Origin of the sequence: Pontibacter akesuensis, assembly GCF_001611675.1 — a bacterium.
Taxonomy (GTDB): domain Bacteria; phylum Bacteroidota; class Bacteroidia; order Cytophagales; family Hymenobacteraceae; genus Pontibacter; species Pontibacter akesuensis.
This window is the reverse complement of sequence record NZ_CP014766.1, coordinates 477453-493715: the sequence shown is the minus strand read 5'-3', so window position 1 is coordinate 493715 and position 16263 is coordinate 477453. Positions and strand designations below refer to the sequence as shown.

The following is a 16263-nucleotide window of genomic DNA, read 5'->3' as shown; positions in this document are numbered from 1 at the left end:
CTTCACCCTTTGCTCAACTTTTAGCTTTTTCAGCTGTGAAAACTGGTGATCAAAATATTTTTGAAAATAATTTATAAATACCTGATTATCAGATACATTAATTTATTATTTTTATTGAATTTTTGCACCATTTATAGGACAGCTGTGTTTATATTTTGTACAATAACTATGAAAGCTATAAAGTATGGATCAATCAACTAAAGAGATAAAAGTGCAGAAGAAAGCAAAGATCGAAAGCTATGATATTGCTAAATCTGATGAAACGCTTCACCTTGCTGTTGATCTGGCAAAGTTTATAAAAGAGAACAAGCTTTACCAGAATATTCAGGGCAAGGAGTACGTGAACGTGGAAGGCTGGCAGTATGCCGGCTCGCGCTTGGGTATTCTGCCTGTCGTAGAGCATGTGGTGAACATCAGCACAGATGAGGAGATAAAGTATCAGGCTAAAGTGAATTTGCTTGATCTGCGTAGCCAGCAAGTGGTGGGTGCCGGTTTTGCCATTTGCTCTAACCGTGAGCAGGGCAAGAAGTACTACCAGGAATTCGCTATTGCAAGTATGGCGCAGACCCGCGCTATCGGTAAGGCATACCGTAACATTCTGGCCTGGATTATCAGGGCAGCTGGCTACGAGCCAACGCCGGTAGAGGAAATGGACTACAGTGGCAACGATCAGGCGGCTAAACCTGCGGTGCCAACGGAGAAGAAAGCGACGATGAAATCATCGTCAAACACTGCGGAAGCCGAGGCGCCGAAGGAAGAGCAATCTGCCAGCGTGCGTTATGCCTCTGCCAAGCAGAAAGAGGAGATTATTCGACTGCTGAACAACCCGACCATTACGCGCCAGGAAAAGACAAAAATGCTGTTGAACATTAACCGCTTTGATGAGGAGCGTGCCGCGCAGGCGATTGAGAAACTGAAGAAGGTGATCGAAGACCGCGAGGACGGACAGTCAGCCGCAGCGTAATTGAAACATTTACAAAACGTATAGTCCCCGCTTCGCAAGAGGCGGGGATTTTTTATGCCCTTTCCGGAAGGTTAATTTTATGCTGGTTGAGGAAGTATAAATCTGCTCTCGTTTGCTATACTACAGTTCTTCCTAAGCCATACTTCCAGTGCCTTTGAGTTGATTTTAAAACGGCTCCCTTGCTGACTTCTGTTCGGGATGAATTATCTTCGCTACCTGAAGCTATACTTCTTTGCAAGACATCCACCACATACTAAAAACCTACTGGGGGTACGACAGTTTCCGGCCACTGCAGGAGGAGATTGTACAGTCGGTGCTGGCGGGGCAGGACACGCTGGCGCTTTTACCGACTGGCGGCGGAAAGTCGGTGTGCTTTCAGGTGCCGGCACTGGCGCAGGAGGGGATTTGCCTGGTGATCACGCCGCTCATCGCCCTGATGAAAGACCAGGTGGAGCACCTGAAAAAACGCGGTATCCCGGCTATAGCTATTTACTCTGGTATGAGCCGCCGGGAAATAGATATTGCATTTGACAACTGCGTGTACGGTCAGGTAAAGTTTTTATACCTATCGCCGGAGCGTTTGCTTACAGATTTGTTCCAGGAGCGGGTTAAGCGTATGAACGTGTCGCTGCTGGCTGTGGATGAGGCACACTGCATCTCGGCCTGGGGCTATGATTTCCGGCCGCCTTACCTGCAACTGGCGGAGTTGCGGGAGGCACTGCCTGGTGTACCTGTCATTGCCCTGACAGCCACCGCCACCGAGCAGGTTAAAAAGGATATACAGGAAAAGCTGAATTTCCCGAAACCGAACATCTTTCAGAAGAGCTTCGCCCGCTCCAATCTTTCCTACTCCTGCCTGTACACCGAAAATAAAACAAGCCGACTGTTGGAGATTTTGCAGCGCATGCCGGGGCAGAGCATTGTGTATGTGCGCAGCCGCCGGCAAACGGTGGAAATTGCCAGGTTCCTCCAGAGCCGCCGTATTTCTGCCGCTGCCTACCATGCCGGGCTGAAGTTTGAGGAGCGAAGTGCTGCGCAGGCGCAGTGGGTGCAGGATAAAGTGCGCGTGATGGTAGCGACCAACGCTTTCGGAATGGGCATCGATAAACCGGACGTGCGGTTGGTGGTGCACCTGGATTTACCCGAAAGCCTGGAGGCTTATTACCAGGAAGCAGGCCGTGCGGGCCGCGATGAGAAGTATGCCTACGCCACCATCCTCTACGGACCGAACGATGCGGCCGAACTGCAACGGAAGGTGGAGGAGGCGCATCCGGCTGTGGACTACATCAAAAGAGTATACCAGTGCCTGGCAAATTACTTTCAGTTAGCGGTGGGCAGCGGGCAGTTCAGCAGCTTTGATTTTGACCTGGCTGTCTTCGCGAAGCAGTACAAGCTCAAGGCTCTGGAAGCGCACCACGCCATCAAGCGGCTGGAAGGCGAGGGGTACGTGCAACTGAACGAAGGCTACTTCATGCCCTCCCGGTTGCTGCTGCTGCTGGAAAATACCGAGCTACACAGTTTTCAACTAAAGAACCCGGAGCACGATAAACTCATACAACTTATACTTCGGTTATATGGCGGAGAAGCGTTTGTGAACTACGTGAAGCTGCAGGAGCGCAAGATGGCCTCGTTGCTGCAGGTAAACGAGCAGGAGTTGCGCAAAAAGCTGGAGTACCTGCACAAGCTTGGGGTACTGAGTTATGAGCCGCAGCACGACTCGCCGCAACTCACTTTCACGGCTCCAAGAGAAGATGTGAGCCGGTTGCTGCTGGACACGAAAAAGCTGAACACGCTCCGGGAAAGAGCCGTGCAACAGGCCAAAGAAGTGGGCCGCTATGTGGAGGCAACGAACCGCTGCCGTACGCAATTACTGCTTGTGTACTTTGGGGAAGTGACGGACATAAGCTGCCGCATTTGTGATTACTGCCTGGCAGAGCGGAAAAAGGCACGCGAAAACCAGGAGCACGAGGCGCTGCGGGAAAAGCTGCTGCAGTTAGTGCAGGTGAAGTCCTACTTGCCTAAGGAACTGGTGGAGCAGTTTGATCCAAAGAATGCAGAAACCGTAACCGAGCTGATTCGGGAACTGCTGGATGTGGGCAGGTTCAGGTGTATGGAGTCGGGGAAGTTGGAGTTAAGTTAAACCAACTCTCTTAAATCTGCCACTGCTCTTTTACCTCCTGTAGCCTGCATGTAACAAGTTGCAGGTTTTCATCTGTCAGGCTCTCCAGGTCAATTGTCAGGGTACCGTCGTTTTTCAGGATCAGTTCAGCAGAAAACAGGTGCACGTATAGCATATCAATTTCCTCCCAGTCTATTTTATGGTGTTTCCCTTTGCGCTGCTTATATGTTATTCCCTTTTTGTTCAGTATCAAATAGCTTGATCCTAACATAAACCACAAGGGGCTTTTCCCGGATAGGTAGCAGAAAAAATTATACCCCTGCAGGGCGACAAACAGCGAAAGCGATAAATTTAGCCAACCAAAGTTTAAGTGAAGCGACACAAGCAAGCATGCTGCAAGGACCGCGGTTGCAACGGCAAAGAACTTGCGGTGGGAATAAATTCTTGATGGCTGCTGGTGAAGAAGGTTAATGTGCAGAGGAGCAAAGGACCCCTCTGCTGGTGCTGCTGCAGTAAGTTTCTTTTGTAGCTCTATCTGCATAATGGCTTGTTAGGTTGAATGATAACTTATCCTGGTATAGCCAAAATGAGAATTTATACTTTAAAAGTAAAGCTGGTGTAGGGCGTAAAACGGTTAAGCTATTGTAATCAGTAGTGAGTGTAAACCTGGCTGGTGCCAACAGTAAAAAAGTAGCAAGACAAGCTACTCAGTAGTAGCGGGAGGTAACACGGAAGTTAAAAACACTCACTAGCCCAGGATGCGCTTCGCCAACTGAACTATTACAACACCTTTGCTTCCTGCTGGTGTGTAAAAAAAGCACTCATAGAAAATCTCAAACCTAACTTCAACCAAACTTGCGGAGAGTGTACAGGTAAAGGCTTTCTACTTTCTCGCGGGCCCAGGGCGTGCGGCGCAGAAAGGTGAGGCTTGATTTTATACTTGGGTTACTCTTAAAGCAGTTGATGTTAATCTTGTAGCTTAGTTCTTCCCAGCCATATACCTCCACCAGGTGCTCCAATATCGACTGGAGCGTTTTACCGTGAAGCGGGTTGTTTTTCTGTTCTTCTGCCATAGGTACAAAAGTAGGAAATTGCTGCTAAAGTATACGGCCAGCTATGCATGCGGGCAAATGAAAAGCTGTTGCTTCTGAAATAAACCGCAGGAGCAGAATGTATAACAATGTAAGTCCGTTGTTACCAGGCAACGCAGAAAAGGCGCAGGTAACGTTAGCCGCGTTAGTTCTTGTTCGGTGAAATAAAGGTGACTTCGTAGATCAACCCATCCTTCACTCTGTAAACAGCAATAGCCTCCATGCGTGGGCGGTCTTTGCTTATCTGTACCCGCTCATGGTCAATCACCACATTCCCCGACACGATCCGGTTCACGAGTTCGCAGTGCAGGTCTGGGGTGCTGGCAAACTTGCTGCCGTAGCGTTTGCGTAACTCCTCCTTTCCCTGGTAGCTTAGCTTGCCCGGGCTGCTGTATACTTTCACCGTGTCGCTGTAGGCTTTAGCGAATGTCTCAATGTCGCGGTTGTTGTAACCTTTTAGCTGCAAGGCCGCTGGTGCCACTACCGCTGCTGAATCTTGGGCAAGGTTTTGCGCCTGCGCTACAATAGAGAAAAGCATCAGGAGGGTAAAAGAGAAGTAGACTTTCATAAGCAGCTTAATTTTAAGGCTAAAGTAGCAAATTTTTCAAAGCTTAATGGCTTTAGGCGCACGTGTAGCTATCCCTTTAAAAACAAAAGCGTATAAGTGGAGCTATGCTGGAAGAACTTATAATCCGTAGCCTAGCCGATACCCTGCCGCCCGAAACAGCGGATGCTGTTTTCCTGTTCGGGCAAACTGAAGATAACCAACGCTCCGTATTCGCTACTGCCAAAAAGCTCCTGGAGCAGGGGCAGGCAAAGAAAGTCATGTTCCTGAATTCTGAACCGAAAAGCGGCTATCCGGGCTTTGAGAGCTGGCAGCAGGAACTAACAAAAATCGGCATCAAACCTGAGCAAATAGAGGCCGTTCCTTCTCCTGAAACAGAAATACTGCACACCCGCATCGAAGCTTGTGCGATGGCAAAACATGCCATCGCACAAGCTTATAAAACGGTTATTGTAGTGGCATCGCCTTTTCAGCAGCCCCGTGCTTTTATGGCTGCCGTTACAGCTGCCTTCGCACATTACCCGTCGTTGCGCCTGCACAGCCAGGCTGGGGAGCCACTGCCCTGGTGCCAGGAAGCAAACCATTCGCAGGGAAAAGTAGAAGATACCCGTGCAGGGCTGATAGCCGGGGAAATAGAGCGTATCCACAAATACAACCAAAAAGGTGACCTGGCTTATGCGGAAGAGGTGCTGGAATATTTGCACAGGCGGGACAGAAATCAAATTTAAGGCAGCAAGTATAAGTACGGCTATAGCAGTTGGTTGAAAGAAACTGAAGAGGCTACGGCAGAGCTGTTGAGTCAGGCTTTCTTTTGTACCGGCACAACTTTTTATACTTGCCCGGGTTTGAATAAGTAGCATTTATCATACTCCAAATTCAAAAACTATGAAAGCATACATACTACAAGAGCCCGGTGCCCCGCAAAATCTACAGTTACAGGAAATAGACACACCAACGCCCAAGCCAAACGAGGTGCTGGTAAAAGTAAGAGCCATCAGCATAAACCCCGTCGATACCAAGGTGCGGGAGGGCAAGGCACTTTACAATTCTTTGAAGGAGGAGAACCCAATTATTGTTGGGTGGGATATTTCCGGTGAGGTGGTGGCCGTGGGCGATGACGTGAAATATTTCAAGGTGGGCGACGAGGTGTTCGGCATGGTAAACTTCCCGGGACACGGCAAGGCCTATGCTGAGTATGTCGCCGCTCCGGAATCGCATCTGGCGCACAAGCCTGCGAACATCTCGCACGGAGAGGCAGCTGCGGCCACATTAGCCGCCCTTACGGCCTGGCAAGTACTGGTGCATCAGGCAGGTATAAAAGCAGGGCAACGCGTGCTGATTCACGCTGCAGCAGGTGGCGTGGGGCATTATGCCGTACAGATTGCGAATTATTACAAGGCCATTGTGATTGGTACTGCTTCTGAAGAAAACCACGAGTTCCTGCGCAACATGGGTGCAGTCGAGCAGATCGATTACCACAAGTATAATGTGGAGGATGTGGTGATGGATGCCGATATTGTGCTCGATTCTTTGGGAGAGGAAAATACCCGCAGGTCCCTGGCCACATTAAGAGAAGGAGGGACGATTGTCTCTATTCTGGGCGGGGCTACTGAAGCGGTGCAGGCCGAGGCAAAGAAACGTAATATCGAAGCGAAAAGCTACCTGGTGCATTCCAGCGGCGAGGATCAGACGCAACTGGCCGATCTGCTGCGGCAGGGGCACCTGCGGTCGCATGTGGCCCACACGTTTCCGTTTGAGGAGATGGCCAAGGCGCACGAGCAGGTGGAAACGCGCAAAACGAGAGGCAAAGTTGTGGTAATCCTAGACTAACCTCAACTCAAAAAGCTAGAGACAAATGGCAACACCGACTAAACCCGAAGTATGGCTAACAGGGCCACTGCCGGATATGCCGGCGCTGCTGCAACCGGTGGCGCACGCCCTGCTGCAGGCCCGCGAAGAAGTGAACGAACTGCTGCAGGGTTTTCCGGAAGATCTGCTGTGGGAAAAGCCTGCCGGTGTGGCATCTGTTGGCTTCCATCTGCAGCACCTGAAAGGTGTGCTCGACCGGCTATTTACCTACGCCCGTGGCGAGGCGCTGACAAGGGCGCAATTAGCCAGTCTGAAGGCAGAAGGACAAGCCATAGACCAGCAGCGCCCGGTAAATTTTCTGGTGGAGGCTTTCAATGCGCAGGTCCATGAAGCCTTAGAACAACTTAGAAGTACGGCGGAGCATACGCTAAAGGAATCACGCGTTGTTGGCCGTGCCCAGCTTCCGTCGACGGTATTGGGGCTGCTGGTGCACGCGGCTGAGCATACCCAGCGGCATGTGGGGCAGCTGCTGGTAACAGCGCGTGTACTGCGACATGGAGTCCCAGTCTGAGTCAGGCTGCAACGACATGTTCTGCTCCCGAGTTTCAAACCCATACTTGCCGTATGGGTTTTCTTTTGCCTGCTGTACGGGCTGTTTCAGATATTCTGTTCAGAAAATAAGCGAACAGCTCCGCCAGAATTTAAAACTTTATGGATTTAAGGTTATATTTAAACTGCCAAGTATAAGATGCCTTCGCACTTATGCTGTTACCCTTACGTTCTACTAATTTTCTAACCAATGCCAAAAATTTACCCGGCCCTAGGGCTCGCGTTGCTTTTGGGTGTCACCCAAACATCCTGCTCCAGTTCTAAAGCGGCGCAGCAGCAGCAGGGGGAGACGGCCAAAACTGAAAAAGCCAAGCCTTCTTCTAAATCCGAAATCAAAAGCTACAGCGAGGTTATCACCAAAGATGCTGTATCAGACCAAGGTGTTTTTACCATTCATAAGGTAAAGGACAAATACTACTACGAGATTCCTGATTCGCTGCTGCAGCGCGATTTCCTGTGGATCAGCCGCTTTGCCAACCTGCCTTCAGGTTTAGGCGGAGGCTACGTGAATGCGGGCTCTTCTGTAAATGAGCAGATGGTGGAGTGGCAGAAATTTGGCGATAAGCTCTTGCTTAAAACCAAATCCTACAACGCCGTGGCCGCCGATTCGCTGCCGATCAACCTGTCGGTGCAGGCAAACAATTACCAGCCCACCATCTACGCCTTCGATATTGCCGCGCGCTCTAACGACTCTTCTGCTTACGTTATCGATGTAACTAAATTTCTGCAAAGCGATGTGAAGGCCATCAGCGGGCTGGATGCTGACATGCGCAAAGAATATAAAGTAAGCAAGCTGGATGAGAGCCGCAGCTTTATACACAGCGCCAAAAGCTTTCCGCTGAACATTGAGGTGAAGCAGGACTTTACCTACGATGCCGCTGAGCCGCCGTCCAACGCTGCCACAGGTTCTATCAGTTTGATGATGAACCAGTCGATGGTGTTGTTGCCTGCCGTTCCGATGCAGCCCCGCATTAACGATTACCGCGTGGGCTACTTTAACATCAACCAGATTGACTATGGCTCTGAGGCGTACAAAGCCGATGAGAAATCGTATATCCGCCGCTGGCAGCTGGTGCCCAAGGACGTGGAGGCATATAAGCGCGGCGAACTGGTGGAGCCGGTGAAGCCGATTGTGTACTACCTCGATCCGGCCACGCCTGAGAAACTGCGCCCTTACATCAAGGCCGGAGTAGAACAGTGGAATGAGGCTTTTGAAACGGCTGGTTTTAAAAATGCTATTATTGCCAAAGATCCCCCAACAGCCGAAGAAGATCCTGATTTCAGCCCGGAGGACGTGCGCTACTCTGTAATCCGCTATGTGGCCAGCACAACCCGCAATGCCATGGGCCCAAGTGTTTCTGATCCGCGCTCCGGTGAGATCATCGAAAGCGATATTGTCTGGTACCACAACCACCTGCGCTCTTACCGCAACCGTTACCTGCTGGAGACAGGCGCAGCCAACCCTAGTGCCCGCACACTGGACACGCCGATGGAAGACTTGGGGGAGATGATGAAGGAAGTAATCACACACGAAGTGGGGCACGCATTAGGTTTGCCGCACAACATGAAGGCCAGCGCCGCTTACCCAACAGATTCCCTGCGCTCGGGTGAGTTCACGCAGAAGTATGGCATCGCCGCCACCATCATGGATTATGCCCGCTACAACTACGTGGCGCAGCCAAATGACGAAAATATCCGCTTCATTCGCCAGCTAGGCCCTTACGATCATTACTCCGTTAACTGGGGCTACCGCTACTTACCGGAAGCGCATAGCGCCGAGGCAGAAGTGCCTACGCTGAACAAGTGGATAAATGAAAAAACAGGTAACCCTATGTACCAGTTTGGCAGCGGCAGCGGTGGCTACGACCCGGAAAGCCAGACCGAAGGTATCGGTGCCGATGTGGTGAAAGCCAGTACGTACGGCCTCGCTAACCTGAAGCGCGTGGCCCCGAAGCTATACGAGTGGACGGCTGCCCAAACAAACGAGTATGATGACCTGGAAGAGCTGAATGGAGAGTTGTTTGGTGTTTGGAGCCGCTACATCGGCCATGTAGTTACGAATGTGGGGGGCGTGCATGAAAACCGCCTGAAGCCAAGCCAGAAAGGCTACATCTTTACGCCAGTGTCGGCAAAGGAGCAGGCCGAGTCGCTGGACTGGCTATTGAAGAATGCCTTTACATCGCCGGAGTGGCTGCACCAAACGGACATTACGCGTAACGTGCACCATGCGCGGTACGTGGAAAGTGTGCGCAGCCTGCAGGCCCGCCACCTGAACAACCTGCTCTCATCAGACAGATTGGCCCGCCTGATGGAGAACGAGGTAAACGGGGTGAACTACAATGCCCTGGACATGGTGCGCCAACTACAGCGCGGCATCTGGAGCGAAGTATACAGCGGTGCTAAAATTGACATCTTCCGCCGTAACTTGCAGAAGGCCTACCTGGACCGAATGAACTACCTGCTGAACGAGGAAACTTCCAGACCTGCCCGTGGAAATAACACGCCGGTGGAAATCAGCCAGTCAGACATCCGCTCAATAGCCAGAGGTGAATTGGTGAAGCTGCAGCGCCAATTAAAAAGCGTTCAAGGCCGTTACAACAATGATTTGTCGCGTTATCATATCGACGATGCCATTGTAAGAATCGAGAACATCCTGAATCCTAAGAAAGCATAAGAAACAGGATAGCTGATAAAAGAAGGGCCCCTCTGTAAATAGGGGCCCTTCTTTTTAAGAATAGTTTTAACTTTCAAGCGAAAGCCGCTGCAGCACATTTATCGCCTTCGTAGCATCCTCCTTTGCTACGAAAAGATGGTCGTGGTAATATCCCGCCACAACATTACAGCTGATACTGTTTTCAGCAAGCGCTTTCGAAAAGGCAGCAGTTAAACCAACGGCCTCTAAAGCAGAATGCACTTTTAATGTGATCCATGCAGCAACAAAGCTGTAGGAGAGGCCAAGCGCATCGGCTCTATCTTTCTCCAGAATAAGAGTAGCACCTTCTTTCTCCCTTAAAAGGCAGATGATGTCAGCCTTTGCTATACTTGCTAAGTCAGGCACGGTACAGAAAACGAAGTCGCCGCTGTTCAGTTCGGGCGCCATGGTTCGGAGCAGCGCGGCTAAGTTTGTTTCTCCTGCCATACTTTGTTGCTTTAGCTGTTTTACGTCAATATGTTTTCAGAGTGAAAGAACCCACCCCTGCCCCTCCGAGGAGGGGAATTATCAGCACTAGTTACTAGGTCCCCTCGCCCCTTGGGGAGAGGGCTAGGGTGAGGGGTTATTTGTCAGACTCTATACTTTGCAGCCGCAATTATAGGTCTCTTCGAGCCCGTCGGGTTACAAACCCGACATCACTAAAAGACACAAGTTTAGAAACTTGCGCCAGTAGTACGAAAGAGCATTTACCTCCTCGAAGGGTTAAACATACATTGAAGCCAACAGTTTACTTCGAAAACTTCACAGGAGGCTTCCGGTGCCTCGTACCCTGCTCATAGCTGTACGTGTACTTGATCAGCGTGGGCTCATCGTACATGCGGCCCAGAAACTGAAGCCCTGCCGGCAAGTTTTCATAGGTGAAGCCCATTGGTACAGTAAAAGCAGGTTGGCCTGTATGCGGAGCTATGATCTGGCTGTTATCGCCTTTGTAGCCTTCAAAGTCGCCGGCTTTGGCAGGTGGGTTATTCCAGGTTGGGTAGATAAGGGCTCCAACGTTATACTTGTCCATGGCTTTCTCCACCGCCTCCCGAAAAGCTATTCGTTTGGGGTCAGTATAGGCATCGCCGCAGGCATTAGAACCTGCTTCTGCCGTGAACTGGTTTTGCTGAAAGTACTTCAGGTTCTCCTCAATGTAGGGCGCATACTTGCCGGAGGCTACTACTTCATCCAGGTTCTTCACCGGAACAGATTCGCCCTGAGCTGCCAGGTAAGCGTTCAGGTCGGCCTGAAACACATCACACCACTGGTCTTTGCTCAAAGCATCAAAATCAGGTACGCTCACATCCACTACTTCTGCTCCCAACGCTTTCAGATCTGCAATGGCCTGCTCAAAAAGCGCCTTCACCTGCGGGTCCGGGTTTTTATCACTTAGAATACGCAACACGCCAATGCGGGCACCTTTCAGACCATCTTTATCCAGGTACTGCTGGTAATTCTGCGGCACTTTTCCCTGGCTGTGCTGAGTGAGCGGGTCTGCCGGATCGTAACCGGCTATCACTTCCAGCACGCGCGTAGCGTCTTCCACCGTGCGTGCCATCGGCCCACCCACATCGTTGCGCAGGTAGAGCGGCACAATGCCGGCGCGGCTCGTCAGGCCCATAGTGGTGCGAAAGCCGACTAAGGCGTTGTGCGAAGATGGGCCGCGGATGGAGTTGCCGGTGTCGGTGCCCAGGCCAACGGTGCCGAAGTTGGCTGCCACGGCCGCCGCGGTTCCTCCGCTGGAACCTGCAGGCACGTGTTCTAAATTGTACGGGTTCAGCGTTTCACCGGCGATGGAACTGATGGAAACCATCGGGCTGAAGGCCCACTCCGCCATGTTTGATTTTGCCAACACGATAGCGCCTGCTTCTTTCAGTTCCTGCACCTGGTAAGCATCGGTGGCGGGTTTATAGCCTTTCATGGCCAATGAGCCCGCAGCTGTTTGCAGACCTGCCGTGTTGTAGTTGTCTTTCACGATAACCGGGATGCAGTGCAGCGGTTGCAGGCGTCGGGTAGAAGCAAACTCCTCGTCGAGTTGCCGGGCACGTGCCATGGCCTCTGGGTTGGTAACGACAATGGCATTGAGTTTTGTGGGCTGGTCATACTTCTCGATGCGCTCGAGGTAAGCCGCCACGAGTTGCTGGCAGTTGCAGGTGCCTTCCCTGAAAGCTTGATGAATCTCTGAAATAGTTGCTTCCTGCAGTTCGAAGGGAACAACTTTGGCTGTGGCAGAGGAGGAAGCCTGCTTCGTTTCGGGGCTGCAGCCGGCAAACAGCAGCAGTAGGCAGACAGCTGCCTGCCAAAGAAAGTAGATTGATTTAGACATGGGTGGTTTTCACAGCGGGGGTTGATTGACCAGTAATATTAAATGAATACAATGTAAGCAAAAATCCCCTGCCGCTCTACAGCGACAGGGGATTTAAATATAAATTTTCTGTTAATGCGGTTGCCTTAGTAATCGCGGCGCTCTAAGGCGGCCACGCCCGGCAAAGTTTTGCCTTCCATGTACTCCAGCAAGGCACCACCGCCCGTAGAAACATAGGATACGCGGTCGGTGTAGCCCATCTGGTTTACGGCTGCGGCAGAGTCGCCACCGCCTATCAGCGAATAAGCACCGTTAGCGGTGGCTGCCACCACGGCTTCGGCCACAGCCTCAGTACCCACAGCAAAGTTCGACATCTCAAACACACCCATCGGGCCGTTCCATAATATGGTTTTAGAATTAGCGATAACGGCGGCATACTGCTCCCGAGCAGTTGGGCCTATGTCCAGGCCCATCCACATTGGCTTGATGTGATGGCTTAGGCTAATGTCGGTGTTGGCATCGTTGCTGAAGCCATCAGCTACCACAGAGTCAACCGGAATCATGATATTTACGCCTTTCTCTTTGGCCATACCAATGAGGCGTAGTGCCAGGTCCAGTTTATCTTCCTCCACCAAGGAAGAACCGATGTCACCGCCATCTGCTTTCACAAAGGTATAAGACATGCCCCCACCGATGATCAGGTTGTCAACGCGGTCCAGCAGCTTCTCGATGATCAGGATTTTGTCTGAAATTTTGGCGCCCCCCATGATGGCTGTGTAAGGGCGCTCGGCATTGCCCAGTACGCGGCGGGCATTATCCAACTCCGACTGCATCACATAGCCCATCATCTTGTCGTTCGGGAAGTACTGTGCGATTACAGCTGTGGAGGCATGCTCGCGGTGTGCGGTGCCGAAGGCGTCGTTTACGTATACATCGCCCAGGCGGGCCAGTTCGCGGGCAAAGTCAGGATCTCCTTTTTCCTCGGCTTTGTGGAAGCGCAGGTTTTCGAGCAACAGGATCTGGCCTGGCTGCAGGTCGTGTGCCATCTGGGCTGCTTCAGGGCCAATACAATCAGGCGCGAACAGCACGTTTGTATTGAACACCTGCTCCAGGTGTGGCACCAGGTGGCGCAGCGAATATTTTTCCTCCGGCCCCAACTTCGGGCGGCCCAGGTGCGACATCAGGATCACGGCGCCGCCATCATCCAAAATCTTGCGAACAGTGGGCACAGCAGCCCGGATACGGGTGTCGTCTGTGATCTGGTGCTCGTCGTTGAGCGGTACGTTAAAGTCTACGCGCACCAATGCCTTTTTGCTGGCAAAGTTATACTGGTCTATCGTTGTCATGCGTATGGTTGTTTTTTCGTGAAAGCGTTAAGTCGTTTTTCGTTTTTGGCAGAATTAGGTTGCTTTACAAATATAGTGATTTTGCTATTTTTATACTTGCTACGAGCGATGCTTCATTTGGTGGAGGCACAAAAGGCAGGGCAAACGGGGGCTGCAACTTCAGCCGTTCTACCTGTGCCAGGTCACCTTCTGCGCCAGCGGGACCTGCCGCTTTCCTTCCCCGGCGGATTTATCAGCGTAGCCCAAGTATAAAATTCCCAGCACCAAATCCTCGTCGCGCAGCCCCAGCATTTTTTTCATACTCGGGTGGTATGCCATTCCGCCCGAGCCCCAGTAGCTGGCCATTCCCAGAGCGTTGGCACCCAGAAGCAGGTTCTGGATTGCGCAGGAAGTGGCGGCAATTTCTTCCAGTTCCGGAATCTTGGGTAAATCGCCGCGGCGCATATAAGAAACAAGTATGTGGGAGGCTGTGTCGCCCATGTGCAGCAGCTTTTCATACTTCGCCTGCTGAAACTTGTCTGCTGAGCAATTGTGCTGGTAAAGGTCGGCGTGCTGGCGGCAAAATTCTTTTACGCTATCGCCGGCATACACGATAAAGCGCCAGGGCTCAGTGTGTCCGTGCGTCGGAGCCCAGTCGGCTAGCTGCAACAACTGCTCTACAAGTGCATCGGGAATAACCTGCCCGTTCATCTGCTGCGGTTTGGTGGTGCGGCGGGTCAGGATAACTTCTTTTATACTTTGGAATTGGTTGTTCATGTGCTAAATCGCAATTGTGGCCGATGCTGTTAAGAGGTTACGTAGGCAACCGATATTCCGAACACATCAGCTTAAGAAAAATGGCTAAGCAGCCGGAAGTATAAACCAGCAGCTTAGCCATCTATAAAGATATAAACCTGTGTTAGGCACTCATACAGGTAAAGCCATACTTTGCTGAATATAAAGTATCAGAAAATCCTGTGTCCTGATACTTGTGTCCAGTTTACTTCAGTTTCAGGTCGACAAGTATTTGCTGTACTTTCTGATCCAGCTTATGTTCAGTGGCTTCGTAGTTGCTTGCGGAGGCAAGCGGCTCGTTCACGCTCATGTAGAATTTAATCTTTGGCTCGGTGCCGGATGGGCGGGCAGATATTTTGCTGCCATCTTCCGTCACATACTGCAGTACGTTGGAGCTTTCCAGCGTCAGCTTCTGCTCTTCACCGGTCATGACCAGTTTGCGGGTGCTCATTTTGTAGTCGCGTACTTCCACTACGTCAGAGCCTGCAATCTGCTTTGGCGGGTTGCTGCGCATCTCGGCCATCATCTGCTGAATTTCCTCGGCGCCGCGCTGTCCTTTTTTAGTGATGGATACCAGCTCTTCTTTGTAGAAGTTATACTTCTCGTACATGCTCACCATCATCTCGAACAGGCTCTGGCCATTGTCTTTGGCCACGGCGGCCATTTCGGCAATCAGGGCGCAGGCTGAGATGCCGTCCTTGTCGCGCACAAAATCACCGATCATATAGCCGTAGCTTTCCTCGCCACCGCCAATGTATACTTCCTGTCCTTCCTTCTCGCGGATTACCTCTGCAATGTACTTAAAGCCAGTCAGCGTTTCATACATGGTCACGTCGTAACTATCGGCGATGTCTTTTATCAGGTCAGTTGTCACAATGGTTTTAACCACGAACTCTTTGCCTGTGAGTTTGCCGGCTTTTTGCCAGGCCTGCAGCAGGTAATTGATAAGCAGCGCACCTGTCTGGTTGCCGTTCAGCAGCACAAATTCGCCATTCTGGTTTTTCACGGCAATGCCTACGCGGTCAGAGTCCGGGTCGGTAGCCAGTACCAAGTCCGCATCTATTTCTTTGGCTTTGTTCAGGGCCAGCGTCATGGCCTCTTTCTCTTCCGGGTTCGGGTACACCACGGTTGGGAAGTTGCCATCGGCTTTTGCCTGCTCCTCCACAATGTGCACGTTCGTAAACCCGAAACGCTGCAGTACTTCCGGTACCAACGTAATGCCCGTACCGTGTAGCGGCGTGTACACGATTTTCAGGTCATGCTGGTTTTTTATGGCTTCTTTTGAAACGGACAGCTGCAGCACCTGCTCGATATAGGCCTCGTCCAACTCCTTGCCAAGCATGTGAATCTTACTGGCGTCCGGCTGAAATTTTACCTCGTCAATGGAGGTGATTTTGCCAACCTCGCCGATGATGTTCTTGTCGTGCGGCGCCGTTACCTGCGCGCCGTCGTTCCAGTATACTTTGTAGCCGTTATACTCCTTTGGGTTGTGTGATGCCGTTACCACCACACCGCTTTGGCATCCTAAATAACGAATCGCAAATGATAACTCAGGAGTAGGGCGGAGCTCCTCGAACAAGTATACCGTGATGCCGTTGGCCGAGAAAATATCAGCAGAGATGCGCGCGAATTCTGGTGAGTTGTTACGGCTGTCGTGGGCAATCGCCACTTTAATTTCCTGGTCCGGAAAATTCTGCTTCAGGTAGTTGCAAAGGCCCTGTGTGGCCATGCCCAGCGTGTAGCGGTTCATGCGGTTGCTGCCTGCACCCATAATGCCGCGCAGGCCGCCGGTGCCAAACTCCAGGTCGCGGTAAAACGCATCCGAGAGTGCCTCGTGCTCCTCGCGCTCCAGCATGCCGTTTATCTCTGTTTTCGTTGCCTCGTCATAGTTGCCGGACAACCACTGGTCAATTTTCTGTTTGATGGATGTTTCGATCATAGTATAAGTTGCTGCCGTGGCGGCAGGTGATTTAAAGTATAAAATCGGAA

Annotated in this window: 14 protein-coding genes; 6 read left to right on the top strand and 8 right to left on the bottom strand. The window is 51.4% G+C overall.

Going from position 1 to position 16263, the window contains the following annotated elements; translation table 11 throughout:
- Window positions 1–184: 184 nt before the first annotated feature.
- Both A0W33_RS01985 and A0W33_RS01980 read left to right on the top strand, forming a co-directional pair.
- A complete protein-coding gene (locus A0W33_RS01985) occupies window positions 185–964 on the top strand; it encodes a hypothetical protein (protein ID WP_068836613.1) in 780 nt (259 codons plus the stop codon).
- A 232-nt stretch (window positions 965–1196) separates the two neighbouring features.
- Window positions 1197–3104 carry a RecQ family ATP-dependent DNA helicase gene (locus A0W33_RS01980; RefSeq protein WP_068836612.1) on the top strand — a complete coding sequence of 636 codons (1908 nt, stop codon included), beginning with the start codon at window positions 1197–1199 and terminating at the stop codon, window positions 3102–3104.
- Window positions 3105–3114: 10 nt separating this feature from the next.
- On the opposite strand, the gene A0W33_RS01975 is transcribed toward A0W33_RS01980, so the two are convergent.
- The 3 genes from A0W33_RS01975 to A0W33_RS01965 form a co-directional block, all read right to left on the bottom strand.
- Window positions 3115–3624, bottom strand: a complete 510-nt coding sequence (locus A0W33_RS01975) for a hypothetical protein (protein WP_068836611.1) — start codon at window positions 3622–3624, stop codon at window positions 3115–3117.
- A 304-nt stretch (window positions 3625–3928) separates the two neighbouring features.
- The gene (locus tag A0W33_RS01970) at window positions 3929–4156 is read right to left on the bottom strand and encodes a VF530 family protein (RefSeq protein WP_068836610.1); all 228 of its coding nucleotides are present in this window, start codon (window positions 4154–4156) and stop codon (window positions 3929–3931) included.
- Window positions 4157–4319: 163 nt separating this feature from the next.
- Complete coding sequence (locus tag A0W33_RS01965; protein WP_068836609.1) at window positions 4320–4742, bottom strand: nuclear transport factor 2 family protein; 423 nt, start codon at window positions 4740–4742, stop codon at window positions 4320–4322.
- A 104-nt stretch (window positions 4743–4846) separates the two neighbouring features.
- Between A0W33_RS01965 and A0W33_RS01960 the strand changes: the two genes are divergently transcribed.
- The 4 genes from A0W33_RS01960 to A0W33_RS01945 all read left to right on the top strand — a co-directional run bounded on the left by A0W33_RS01960 (window position 4847) and on the right by A0W33_RS01945 (window position 9831).
- Window positions 4847–5467, top strand: coding sequence for a YdcF family protein (locus A0W33_RS01960; protein WP_068836608.1), 621 nt, complete (start codon window positions 4847–4849; stop codon window positions 5465–5467).
- Between the two features lie 157 nt (window positions 5468–5624).
- The gene (locus A0W33_RS01955) at window positions 5625–6569 is read left to right on the top strand and encodes an NADP-dependent oxidoreductase (protein ID WP_068836607.1); all 945 of its coding nucleotides are present in this window, start codon (window positions 5625–5627) and stop codon (window positions 6567–6569) included.
- Between the two features lie 25 nt (window positions 6570–6594).
- Window positions 6595–7119 carry a DinB family protein gene (locus A0W33_RS01950; RefSeq protein WP_068836606.1) on the top strand — a complete coding sequence of 175 codons (525 nt, stop codon included), beginning with the start codon at window positions 6595–6597 and terminating at the stop codon, window positions 7117–7119.
- A gap of 228 nt (window positions 7120–7347) precedes the next feature.
- Window positions 7348–9831 (top strand): zinc-dependent metalloprotease, encoded by a 2484-nt coding sequence (locus A0W33_RS01945; RefSeq protein ID WP_068836605.1) that lies wholly within the window; start codon window positions 7348–7350, stop codon window positions 9829–9831.
- Between the two features lie 66 nt (window positions 9832–9897).
- Here the strand turns inward: A0W33_RS01945 and A0W33_RS01940 are convergent, their stop codons facing one another.
- The 5 genes from A0W33_RS01940 to A0W33_RS01920 all read right to left on the bottom strand — a co-directional run bounded on the left by A0W33_RS01940 (window position 9898) and on the right by A0W33_RS01920 (window position 16213).
- Entirely contained in the window at window positions 9898–10296 is a 399-nt protein-coding gene (locus tag A0W33_RS01940) for an ACT domain-containing protein (RefSeq protein WP_068836604.1), read from the bottom strand.
- A 301-nt stretch (window positions 10297–10597) separates the two neighbouring features.
- Window positions 10598–12175: an amidase family protein gene (locus tag A0W33_RS01935; protein WP_068836603.1), complete on the bottom strand. Its 1578-nt coding sequence runs from the start codon at window positions 12173–12175 to the stop codon at window positions 10598–10600.
- A gap of 125 nt (window positions 12176–12300) precedes the next feature.
- Window positions 12301–13500: a phosphoglycerate kinase gene (locus A0W33_RS01930; RefSeq protein WP_068836602.1), complete on the bottom strand. Its 1200-nt coding sequence runs from the start codon at window positions 13498–13500 to the stop codon at window positions 12301–12303.
- Window positions 13501–13668: 168 nt separating this feature from the next.
- Window positions 13669–14256: a nitroreductase family protein gene (locus tag A0W33_RS01925; protein ID WP_068836601.1), complete on the bottom strand. Its 588-nt coding sequence runs from the start codon at window positions 14254–14256 to the stop codon at window positions 13669–13671.
- A 223-nt stretch (window positions 14257–14479) separates the two neighbouring features.
- Window positions 14480–16213, bottom strand: coding sequence for a phospho-sugar mutase (locus A0W33_RS01920; RefSeq protein WP_068836600.1), 1734 nt, complete (start codon window positions 16211–16213; stop codon window positions 14480–14482).
- Between the last annotated feature and the right edge of the window lie 50 nt (window positions 16214–16263).

What these genes read in the sequence shown, in the direction of transcription:
- A0W33_RS01930 (WP_068836602.1), bottom strand. Translation starts at nt 13,500, where the DNA reads ATGACAACGATAGACCAGTATAACTTTGCCAGCAAAAAGGCATTGGTG.
- A0W33_RS01935 (WP_068836603.1), bottom strand. Translation starts at nt 12,175, where the DNA reads ATGTCTAAATCAATCTACTTTCTTTGGCAGGCAGCTGTCTGCCTACTG.
- A0W33_RS01955 (WP_068836607.1), top strand. Translation starts at nt 5,625, where the DNA reads ATGAAAGCATACATACTACAAGAGCCCGGTGCCCCGCAAAATCTACAG.
- A0W33_RS01970 (WP_068836610.1), bottom strand. Translation starts at nt 4,156, where the DNA reads ATGGCAGAAGAACAGAAAAACAACCCGCTTCACGGTAAAACGCTCCAG.
- A0W33_RS01950 (WP_068836606.1), top strand. Translation starts at nt 6,595, where the DNA reads ATGGCAACACCGACTAAACCCGAAGTATGGCTAACAGGGCCACTGCCG.
- A0W33_RS01975 (WP_068836611.1), bottom strand. Translation starts at nt 3,624, where the DNA reads ATGCAGATAGAGCTACAAAAGAAACTTACTGCAGCAGCACCAGCAGAG.
- A0W33_RS01920 (WP_068836600.1), bottom strand. Translation starts at nt 16,213, where the DNA reads ATGATCGAAACATCCATCAAACAGAAAATTGACCAGTGGTTGTCCGGC.
- A0W33_RS01960 (WP_068836608.1), top strand. Translation starts at nt 4,847, where the DNA reads ATGCTGGAAGAACTTATAATCCGTAGCCTAGCCGATACCCTGCCGCCC.
- A0W33_RS01945 (WP_068836605.1), top strand. Translation starts at nt 7,348, where the DNA reads ATGCCAAAAATTTACCCGGCCCTAGGGCTCGCGTTGCTTTTGGGTGTC.
- A0W33_RS01925 (WP_068836601.1), bottom strand. Translation starts at nt 14,256, where the DNA reads ATGAACAACCAATTCCAAAGTATAAAAGAAGTTATCCTGACCCGCCGC.
- A0W33_RS01985 (WP_068836613.1), top strand. Translation starts at nt 185, where the DNA reads ATGGATCAATCAACTAAAGAGATAAAAGTGCAGAAGAAAGCAAAGATC.
- A0W33_RS01940 (WP_068836604.1), bottom strand. Translation starts at nt 10,296, where the DNA reads ATGGCAGGAGAAACAAACTTAGCCGCGCTGCTCCGAACCATGGCGCCC.
- A0W33_RS01965 (WP_068836609.1), bottom strand. Translation starts at nt 4,742, where the DNA reads ATGAAAGTCTACTTCTCTTTTACCCTCCTGATGCTTTTCTCTATTGTA.